This window comes from Luteibacter sp. P1_D3, from assembly GCF_056406135.1.
In genome coordinates this window covers 1-1,165 of record NZ_JBFUAT010000095.1, presented here as the reverse complement: position 1 = coordinate 1,165, position 1,165 = coordinate 1, and the positions used below count along the sequence as shown (strand labels likewise).

Genomic DNA, 1,165 nt, shown 5'->3' with positions numbered 1-1,165 from the left:
ACGATCGCCCGGCTGATCTTCGCGGGCAATCACCACCGCCTCGCGTACGCCGACCTGCTCTGCCAGCCGTGCCTCGATCTCTCCSAGCTCGATGCGGAAACCACGTACCTTGACCTGGAAGTCGTTACGACCCAAATACTCGATCGTGCCGTCCTCACGCCACCGGCCCAGATCACCCGTGCGGTACATCCGTCCACCGTGGAACGGATCGGCCACAAAGCGCTCCGCCGTCAACTGCGCACGGTTGAGATAGCCACGACCCACCGGTACGCCACCGATGTGGATCTCGCCGGCCACACCCACCGGAACCGGCTCACCGTGACCATCCAGGATGTAGATCCGCGCGTTTGCGATCGGACGGCCAATCGGAATCGTTCGCTCCTGCACCGTCTCGCACGTCCAGGCCGTGACGTCCACTGCCGCCTCCGTCGGACCGTACAAGTTATGCAGCCGAGCCAGTGGCAGCACCTGGTGAAACTTCGCCACCAGTGCCGGCGCAAGCGCCTCACCGCTGCACATCACCTGGCGAAGMGGTGTGCAATTGACTACCGACGGTTCGTCCAGGAACAACTGCAGCATCGAGGGAACAAAATGCGCTGTAGTAATCCCATGCTCGCGGATCGCTCTGGCCAGATACGCCGCATCCTTGTGGCCTTCTGCACGGGCCATCACCAGTCGTGCGCCCGTCAGCAAAGGCCAGAAAAATTCCCACACCGAGACATCGAAGCTGCTGGGTGTTTTCTGCAACACCGCATCCTCCGGTCCCAGATCGTAGCTCGACTGCATCCACGTCAGGCGATTGACTACCGCACTATGCTCGTTCATCGCCCCCTTGGGCTGACCGGTTGAGCCGGAGGTGTAGATCACATACGCCAGGTGCGAGGGCGTYAGCCCCGCACGATCCAGGTCGGTGTCCGCTTCCTCCGCCCACGCCGAGGTCGCGGTCAGGTCCAGCACCGGCACGGCAAGCTGTGCCGAGAGCGATGTCCATGCCTCGCCCAGCCCAGGCTGGGTCAACACCGCTACCGGTGCCGCATCCTCCAGCATGTAACGCAGTCGCTCGGCCGGGTACGACGGATCCAGCGGCACGTAYGCACCACCGGCCTTCAACACCGCCAACAGGCCCACCATCATCGGCAGCCCACGCTCCACGCACAGCGCTACC

1 protein-coding gene is annotated in these 1,165 nt (G+C 63.6%); it reads right to left on the bottom strand.

Translation table 11 applies throughout. The annotated features are described in order from the left end of the window. The coding region (locus tag AC1DYM_RS22995; RefSeq protein WP_477342368.1) for a non-ribosomal peptide synthetase at window positions 1-1,165 on the bottom strand (1,165 nt) is incomplete at both ends.